This window comes from Campylobacter sp. (genome assembly GCF_052170435.1).
Lineage (GTDB): Bacteria > Campylobacterota > Campylobacteria > Campylobacterales > Campylobacteraceae > Campylobacter_A.
The window spans coordinates 1-8128 of record NZ_JBQNAN010000035.1 but is presented as its reverse complement, the minus strand read 5'-3'; the positions used below and the strand labels follow the sequence as shown (position 1 = coordinate 8128).

Here is an 8128-nt window from a genome sequence, read left to right as displayed (position 1 = left end):
GGGCAATCCAAAAACGCTGGAGTTTATCAAATGGCTGGGCGTTAGCGTGCCTAGCGCGGTTGAGGCGCGGCTAAACGCCAGCGAGGACTATCTGGCGCAAAGTTGCGAGATCATCAAAGAAATTTGGCGCGAGCTAAAGAAATTCGGCGACGAAAACGGGCTAAATTTGAGTGCAAACATCGAAAGCGTGATGGCAAAGCGCGCCGAAATCGAGGCGAGCCTAGAGCTAGCTCGCGAGTTTAGGCAAATTTAGGAGCGAGGATGGCTGATACGGACGAGCTCTACGCCAAGGCAAAACGCGCCAACGCGCTCAAAAAACTCATGCGCGTAGCTGCCGTCCTGATCGCCGCGCCCGCCCTTTTTGCGTTATCAAGCGCTCTCCTAAACGGCGGGCTTTACGAGCCGTTTAGCTACCTTTTTATCGGCGCCGTGGCTATTCTTTTTATCGCTCCTTCGGTTTACGGATTTATAGCAAATTTTTATGCAAAACCGGCGGAAACTCCAAACGAAAATGCTCAAAATTTCGTCTCTAGCGAGCTTGCCGCCGAGCTGGGCGAGCTGGAAAACGAGCGCGTAAATTTAGTCGCCGCTATCAAAAAAGCAAATTTGATCGGTCTTGGCGTCGGCGTTTGCGCGGGCGCGGCGATAGCGTATCTTTTAGACGCGATTTTCGGTATGACGCTGGGCGCTATCTCATATGCTGTGACGACTGGCCTTTTGACTGCGTCTAAAAGGCGAGAATTTAGGGCAAATTTTAAACGTCAAATCATAGAAAATATCGTAAAAAAGCACGGCCTTAGCTACGATAAAGACCGCGGGCTAGGGCTTGATGACTTTTTTACCATTTACGATTGCAGAGTTGATGAGTGGCATAGTGAGGATCTTGTTGAGGGCGATATAGATAGCGTTAGCGTCAAATTTAGCGACTTTTACGCGGCCAAAGAGGTGAAAAAGAAAAATGGCACCGAAACGGTCGTGCAGTTTCAAGGCGTGCTTTTTAAGGCCGATTTTAACAAAACCTTAAGCTCCATAACTCAAATTTCGCATATAAACTCAAGAAATTTAGCAATCTACGGCAAAAAGGCGAATATGGACGACGCGAGATTTGAGGAGATATTTGACGTCTATACGACTGATCAGATTGGCGCTAGATACGCGCTTAGCCCGGCGCTGATGGAAAGATTTACTCAGCTTTTGCTTAAGGCTAGATGCACCCGCAAACGCCGTTTTTAAGGATAATGAAATATTTATCGCCGTAGAGACCTGGCGTGACGACTTTGAGCCAGATATCCGCAAGTCCCTAATAAACAACGAAACCATAGCGCTTTACGAGAGCGAGATAGCAAGCTTTACACAGATAATAAAAGAGTTAAATTTAAACCGCAAAATTTGGTAATTTTGAAATTTGGACGGCTTTGTGGCTCGCGGCTCAAATCTGAATGCTTTGATAAACTTTTACTCAAATTTAATCACGATATAGCATAAATATTTTCTAAACATCAAAGCGTTTTTGTAGTATAATCGCCTTACAAATCCACACAAGGGAGTCGTCATGAAAAAGTTGATTTTAGCGATCTTTTTGGCGTGTTTGGCGTTGTCTTCGGCACAAGGCGGCCAAGAGTACGGTGATGGATTGAGAGCCGTATCCAGAGGAGAGTGGGCTAACGCAGTGCAGTATTTCACGGCAGCTTGTTATAACTATAACGATAACGAAGCAGGCTCTTGCAAAGAGCTTGGCGTGATATACGAATACGGCAAGGGCGGTGCGGGCCCTCAGAGAGTGAAAAAAAATGACGCTCTCTCAAAGCAAGCCTACGCACAATGCTGCAAAAAGAGCGGTGGCCTCATGAGAGAGTGCTGCAAAAAGGTCGGCAAATAATCGAGGTTTGTCCTGAACTCTAGCTTTAAGTATGCGGCCGCTTTGGGCGTGGAATTTAGCCTTGGGCGGCTCGCATACGAAATTTATTCTTTAGCGATTCTGGCTCAAATTTATCAAATTTTGCTTCTTTTGTGTTATCGCGCAGGTATGTTTCGTGAGGCTGTAAATTTGTGTTCGAGCGATATTTTATAAATTTGCCGAGTTTGTTTTTGATTTTACTCGGTCAAATTTTACTTGGAAGCCCCTAAAACGTTTTATTAGTTTTTGAGGCTTTCAAATTAGATCAAACACAATTGCTTATTTCTTGCAGTCCTTTGCAGTTAGCTCTACTTTACTGAAAAGCGCGCCGCTTGGTAAACGATAATTCATCACGATACTTTTTGCTTTTTGTAGTAGCACAAGGGTGTTTTTATCAGAGCAAAAATCTTCCGTCAAAAGCTCTTTCATAGTAGACGTAAATTCTTTTTTATATTCGTCCGAGATAGCTTCCCAATCTATGTTTTGCGAGTTTTTAAAGACGTATTCGTAGGCGATTATCTCGTCTTTGCAACTCACTTCGGTAACCTTTATGTTTTCATCTTCCATTTGATTTAACGCTGATTTAGCGCCAATGGTGGCTAACCTTAAATACGGACTACACTCGGCTCCCGCTAGACCCAGAGCCAGCGCGCAAACGAGACAAACTTTTCTCATCTCTTCGGCGTTACCAACATATTGACGTAGCGGCCTTCCAGCAGCGGCTCTTTATCGCGGTCGGAGACGTCTTTTACCATCTCCCAGACTTTTTGTAGCATCGCGACGCCGGCTTCGGGATTGCTCATCTCGCGGCCTTTTAGAAATACGCGAAATTTGACGTGTTTGCCGTCTTCTAGAAACTCAAGCGCGTGCTTGACTTTATAGTTGATGTCGTTTTGAGCGATTTTGACGGAGAGCTTGATCTCTTTTACTTCGATCGTTTTTTGCTTTTTCTTGGCCTCTTTTTGCTTTTTTTCCTGCTGGTAGCGGAATTTGCCGTAGTCCATTATCTTGCAAACGGGAGGTTTGGCATCAGGCGCGATTAGCACCAGATCAAGCTCCATTTTCTCGGCGATTTTTAAGGCCTCTACTCTTGGGATAACGCCGTATGCGGTGCCGTCGTCCCCTACGCATCTTACTTCGCTCGCTCTGATATCTTCGTTGAGCAACACTTCGTTTTCTTTAGCCAATTAGTTTTTTCCTTTAAGTTGAAATTTGTTGATTATATCCAAAAATATTGTGTTTTTATTGTATTTTTCGTAGAAATTTATTGCGCCGTGACAATTTTTGCGGATTTTGGTAAAAGCCAGGCTTAGCATAAAGCCGCGCCTAGCTCAAATTTAGCGGATTTTAGTCCGTATTTCAAAAACTTACCTCGGCGAGTTTTGATTTTAGAAGCCCTACGAATTCGTCCAGCTTCATATCTTTTTGCTCCCTGGTCGTGCGGTCGCGCAGAGCGATAGCGCTATTTGCCACTTCGTTGTCGCCAAGTACCGCGATCATAGGCACGCGCTGTTTTTCTGCAGTGCGGATGCGTTTGTTTAGGCTCTCGTTTTTGCTCGCTATTTCGCTATCTATGCCGATTTTGCGAAGCTCTTTGGCGACGGTTTTAGCGTAGTCTAGGTGCGCGTCGCTGATCGGCACGATGACTACTTGCGTCGGAGCGACGAAAAACGGTAGCTCGCCGCCGGTGTGCTCGATCAAGATACCGATAAATCGCTCAAAGCTTCCCAGTAGCGCGCGGTGCAGCATTACGGGGCGCTGGCGTTCGTTATTTGCGTCGATGTAGCCCAGATCAAAGCGCTCAGGCAGGTTAAAATCGACCTGGATCGTGCCGCACTGCCATTTTCGTTTTAACGCGTCGGTGATTTTGATATCGATTTTTGGACCGTAGAATGCGCCGCCGCCCTCGTCGATGCCGTATCTAAAGCCGTTTTCGTCAAGCGCTTCTTTTAGCGCTTTGGTTGCAGTTTCCCAAATTTCGTCCCCGCCGATCGCTTTTGCGGGCTTGGTTGAAATCTCCATCTCGTAGTGAAAGCCGAAATTTTCCATTATTTTGCCGGCAAATTTTAAAATTTCTAGGATATTTTCTTTGATTTGGCTTGGCATACAAAAGATGTGCGAGTCATCCTGGGCAAATTCGCGCACCCTGAAAAGTCCGTGCAAAACGCCGCTTTTTTCGTGGCGATGCACGACGCCGTATTCGAAAAATTTAAGCGGCAAATCGCGGTATGAGCGGATGTCGCTTTGATAGACCTTGATGTGGCCGACGCAGTTCATCGGCTTTATGCCGTATTCTGCCTCGTCGATCGTCGTAAAGTACATATTTTCTTTATAGTTTGCGTAGTGGCCGCTCTTTTTCCACACGTCGGCTTTTAGTAGCTCGGGGCCTCTAACCGGCTCGTAGCCGCGGTCTCGGTGCGCTTTGTATAAAATTTGCTCTAACTTCGAGCGCAAGCGCCCGCCGTTTGGCAACCAGATCGGTAGGCCGCCGCCGACCTCTTCATCGAAGGTAAACAGCTTCATCTCGACGCCAAGCTTTCTGTGGTCGCGTTTTTTGGCCTCTTCGATGATGCGGATGTGCTCTTTTAGGCTCTCTTTATCGGCAAATGCCGTGCCGTAAATGCGGTTTATCATCTCGCGCGTTTCGTCGCCGCCCAGATACGCTCCGGCTACGCGGGTTAGTTTAAAAAATCTTAAAAATTTGGTATTTGGCAAGTGCGGTCCGCGGCATAAATCCTCGAAATTTCCTTGCTTGTAGCTGCTGACTTCGCCCTCTGGGATGCGTTTTAGCACCTCTTGTTTTAGCTCGTCGTCTTTAAATTTATCGCTCATCGCGGTTTTGGTCGAGCAGGTTTTGACGATGTCAAGCTTTGCTTCGGCTAGCTCTTTCATCTTAGCCTCTATCGCCTCTAGATCCTCGTCGCTAAGCTTGCTGTTGGCATCATCGACCTTAAAATCATAATAAAATCCGTCCTCGACGTTTGGTCCGACGAAAAATTTAGCCTGCGGATAAAGCTCTTTGATCGCCTGCGCCATGAGGTGCGCACAGGAGTGCCTGATGACGTTTAGCGCGTCGGGGGAGTTGTCAAAATGAATCGGTTCTGCGGCGTTTTCTCGCCCGTTGATACTCTGAGTATCGACTATGTTTCCATCCAGTTTGTATGCGATGATATCGCTCATTTTACGTCCTTTTTATCGAAACATCTTTCTTACGCTGAAAGAATTGGGCTTGATTTTAGCTAAAATGTTTTTAAGCTTTACTTAATGTTTTATTTGATTTGGGTTTAAACGGCGGTCAAATTTGAGTTTTGAATATAGTAGAATATATTGATTAAAATTTAAATATTGTTAAATCGGTAATATTCTCAATATACTTTATTATACTTTAAGAAAACTAACGCTAATATTTCATCGAATGAATCATGCATCTATCTCGTCTTTGCATTGTTTTGATTCATTTTTCTCCCAAATTGCGCAAAGGAGTGGTTGCCTTTGCGCTTTAATCACTGAAATTTTACTTCAAAATAAAACATAATATACTTTTAGCTTTAGTAGGCAAATTTGGCAAAAATTTAGCGTTTGAGTTTACGGTGCGAAAGATAAAGCGAAATTTGAAAATTTGAATCAAAAGAAGCGAAATGGTGGCCCCGAATGGACTCGAACCATCGACCACTACCATGTCAAGGTAGTGCTCTACCAACTGAGCTACGGGACCGAAAAATGGAAATTTACCCAAAATAATATTGAAATTAGCTTAAATTTTGCGATTTTTCGTAAAAAGCAAAATTTGAACGCGATCCTATTTCGCCAAATTTGACCCTGCTCGGCGATCCCAAAATAAAAACATATAAAGATTAGATTTTAATAGAAAAGTCTTGATAAATATTAAAAATAAAATCTCATAAAACCGTCTATCCGCAGTCAAATTTACACTAAATCCCCTAAATTTAGGGATAACTTTGGTACAGTAAATTTTTAATAAAACTCATAGTAAACTCACGATATTATAACTATAATGCTATTACGATATTTCATCCAAAGGAGGACGTATGCAAGAGCAAATGTCAAGACGCGATTTGTTAAAGCTAGGTATGGCGGGTGCGGGCGCGCTCGCGCTAGGTGCGGTAAATGCGCAAGCAAGCGCGTTAAACGCAAAAGACGTCAAATTTGACGAAGAGTGGGACGTAATCATCATCGGCAGCGGCTTTGCGGGGCTTGCGGCGGGCTTAAAAGCGGCGCAAAAAGGTAGCAAGGTACTAATCCTGGAAAAAATGGGCCGTATCGGCGGCAACTCCGTTATCAACGGCGGCGGTATGGCGGTTGCAAACAACCCGGTGCAAGCAAAAACTAACATCAAAGACAGCAAAGAGCTGTTTATCGCAGACTGTCTAAAAGCCGGTCTTGGTATCAATCACACCGAGCTTTTGGAGACATTAGTCGATCGCGGCATGGACGCGTATAACTTCCTTCTTGAAAACGGCGTTCAGTTTAAAGAGCACTGCGCGCACTTCGGCGGTCACACCGTTGCTCGCTCGCTGCTAACTACAAACGATAGCGGCTCAGGCTACATCCAGCCGATGCTCGAGAAATTCGAAGCGCTAAAAGACAAAGGTTGCGAGCTTCGCCGCCGCGCCAAATTTGACGACTTCGTGTTAGACGACAGTGGCCGAGTCGTGGGCGTGACGATCAGAGAAGAGTATAGATTCGACGATAAGCTTTACAGCGACGACCTAGAAAACACGAGCGGCACAAAAAAAACGCTAAAGGCAAACAAAGGCGTAGTTTTGGCAGCCGGCGGATTTTGCCGCGATAAGGCGTTTAGAAAGCTTCAAGACCCTCGTATCCCCGACGACGTCGATAGCACGAACCACCCGGGAGCGACTGCGGGCGCGCTGCTAAAAGCATTTGAGATCGGCGCGTATCCGGTGCAAGTAGACTGGATCCAGTTTGGTCCGTGGGCGAGCCCGGACGAAAAGGGCTTTGGCACCGCTCCGATTTTGACGCAGCAAGGCACCTTCAAATACGGCATTGCGGTCGATATACGCACCGGCAAGCGCTTTATGAACGAGCTAGCCGACCGCAAAACCCGCGCGGACGCCGAGTTTAAAATTTTACGCGAAAAACCGGGCGCATATCCGATAACTTTCGCCGACACAAAAATGGCGTTTAAAGACCTAAGCGAAGAGATCATCCAAAAAGGCATGGCAAGCGGCAAACTAGTAGGCGAGTGCGCTACGCTCGATGATATCGCTAAAAAATACGGCGTGCCTGCCGACGCGCTAAAAGAAACCGTCAAGAAATATAACGAAGGCGTCAAGGCTAAAAAAGACGAATTTGGCAAACAAGAAAGCGCGCTAAGCGAGATCAACGAAGCAGGACCGTTCTACGTCATCCGCCTATCGCCAAAGCCTCACCATACCATGGGCGGCCTAAAGATCAACGCCAAAGCCGAGGTCATCTCAAGCAAGACGAATAAGCCAATCCCGGGTCTATATGCGGCAGGCGAAATCACCGGCGGTACGCACGGCGCGAGCAGGCTAGGAACGGTTGCGATAACCGATTGTATAGTGTTTGGAATGATTGCTGGAGAAAATCTAGCCTAAATTTGGTAAAACGAAGTTCTCGCGAGCGCTTTTAAATGATTTCGTAAATTTCGCCCTGCGACAGACTATATGTCTAGTCTTGGGATGAAATTTACTTCAAAACATTTAAAATCATCTCGCGATAATTCGTTTTAATTTTGTATCACAGGCCAAATTCGGCTTGCGATATTTCGTTAAATCTGATGGCAAATTTGATGTGTGGTAGCGCCAAATTTAACCTGCACGCAGTGCAGCAACCTCTAACGTGAGTGGGGTTAGAGAGGGCTTGGGAGAGGAAGGGGCGACGCTTCGTAAGTAGAACCCCCTTCCTCTCCCAAAGAAAGAATAAAGTAAGCTGCAAAGTAAAGCTGAAATGTAATTCAAGCCCCTTACCCCTTAATAAGAAAAGACAAATTTAAAGTTGCCGCGTATAGCGTGCTATGAAAATTAAATACCAAATTTGCCCCTCAAATTTAACCGCCGAATTTGAGTTTAAATTTGAGCTCAAATTCGAGTTAAAAAGAGTTTTAACGACGAAGAAATTTAAAAAAGAAAAAGCTAAAGAGACCGCATCTCTTTAGCCGACACCTCACAGAAAGGAATTCGCATGAAACATAAAGCGTTTCTCGCCTTGTGCGCATCTATGCTG

The 8128-nt window shown here is 45.5% G+C and carries 8 protein-coding genes, 1 tRNA gene and 1 pseudogene; 6 read left to right on the top strand and 4 right to left on the bottom strand.

Annotation, left to right across the window (positions count from 1 at the left end; genetic code table 11):
* From ACTTJF_RS09560 to ACTTJF_RS09545, 4 genes and pseudogenes are all read left to right on the top strand, one after another.
* A pseudogene (locus ACTTJF_RS09560) lies at nt 1-253 on the top strand (methylenetetrahydrofolate reductase); the annotation flags it as partial.
* 8 nt (nt 254-261) lie between these two features.
* The gene (locus tag ACTTJF_RS09555; RefSeq protein ID WP_442551765.1) at nt 262-1233 is read left to right on the top strand and encodes a DUF3137 domain-containing protein; all 972 of its coding nucleotides are present in this window, start codon (nt 262-264) and stop codon (nt 1231-1233) included.
* 10 nt (nt 1234-1243) lie between these two features.
* Nucleotides 1244-1396, top strand: a complete 153-nt coding sequence (locus tag ACTTJF_RS09550) for a hypothetical protein (protein WP_442551766.1) — start codon at nt 1244-1246, stop codon at nt 1394-1396.
* A 156-nt stretch (nt 1397-1552) separates the two neighbouring features.
* A complete protein-coding gene (locus tag ACTTJF_RS09545) occupies nt 1553-1879 on the top strand; it encodes a hypothetical protein (RefSeq protein ID WP_122872974.1) in 327 nt (108 codons plus the stop codon).
* Nucleotides 1880-2176: 297 nt separating this feature from the next.
* On the opposite strand, the gene ACTTJF_RS09540 is transcribed toward ACTTJF_RS09545, so the two are convergent.
* From ACTTJF_RS09540 to ACTTJF_RS09525, 4 genes are all read right to left on the bottom strand, one after another.
* On the bottom strand, nt 2177-2572 hold the full coding sequence (locus ACTTJF_RS09540; protein ID WP_442551764.1) for a polyphosphate kinase: 396 nt from the start codon (nt 2570-2572) through the stop codon (nt 2177-2179).
* The gene (infC, locus tag ACTTJF_RS09535; protein ID WP_442551763.1) at nt 2569-3084 is read right to left on the bottom strand and encodes a translation initiation factor IF-3; all 516 of its coding nucleotides are present in this window, start codon (nt 3082-3084) and stop codon (nt 2569-2571) included. The genes ACTTJF_RS09540 and infC overlap by 4 nt, the downstream gene beginning before the upstream one ends.
* 172 nt (nt 3085-3256) lie before the next feature.
* Nucleotides 3257-5077, bottom strand: coding sequence for a threonine--tRNA ligase (gene thrS / locus ACTTJF_RS09530; RefSeq protein WP_442551762.1), 1821 nt, complete (start codon nt 5075-5077; stop codon nt 3257-3259).
* Nucleotides 5078-5536: 459 nt separating this feature from the next.
* Nucleotides 5537-5612: transfer RNA gene (locus tag ACTTJF_RS09525), tRNA-Val, on the bottom strand.
* 334 nt (nt 5613-5946) lie between these two features.
* Here ACTTJF_RS09525 and ACTTJF_RS09520 point away from each other — a divergent pair.
* Both ACTTJF_RS09520 and ACTTJF_RS09515 read left to right on the top strand, forming a co-directional pair.
* Nucleotides 5947-7500: a flavocytochrome c gene (locus tag ACTTJF_RS09520; protein WP_442551761.1), complete on the top strand. Its 1554-nt coding sequence runs from the start codon at nt 5947-5949 to the stop codon at nt 7498-7500.
* Between the two features lie 419 nt (nt 7501-7919).
* Complete coding sequence (locus ACTTJF_RS09515; protein ID WP_442551760.1) at nt 7920-8060, top strand: hypothetical protein; 141 nt, start codon at nt 7920-7922, stop codon at nt 8058-8060.
* Nucleotides 8061-8128 lie beyond the last annotated feature (68 nt).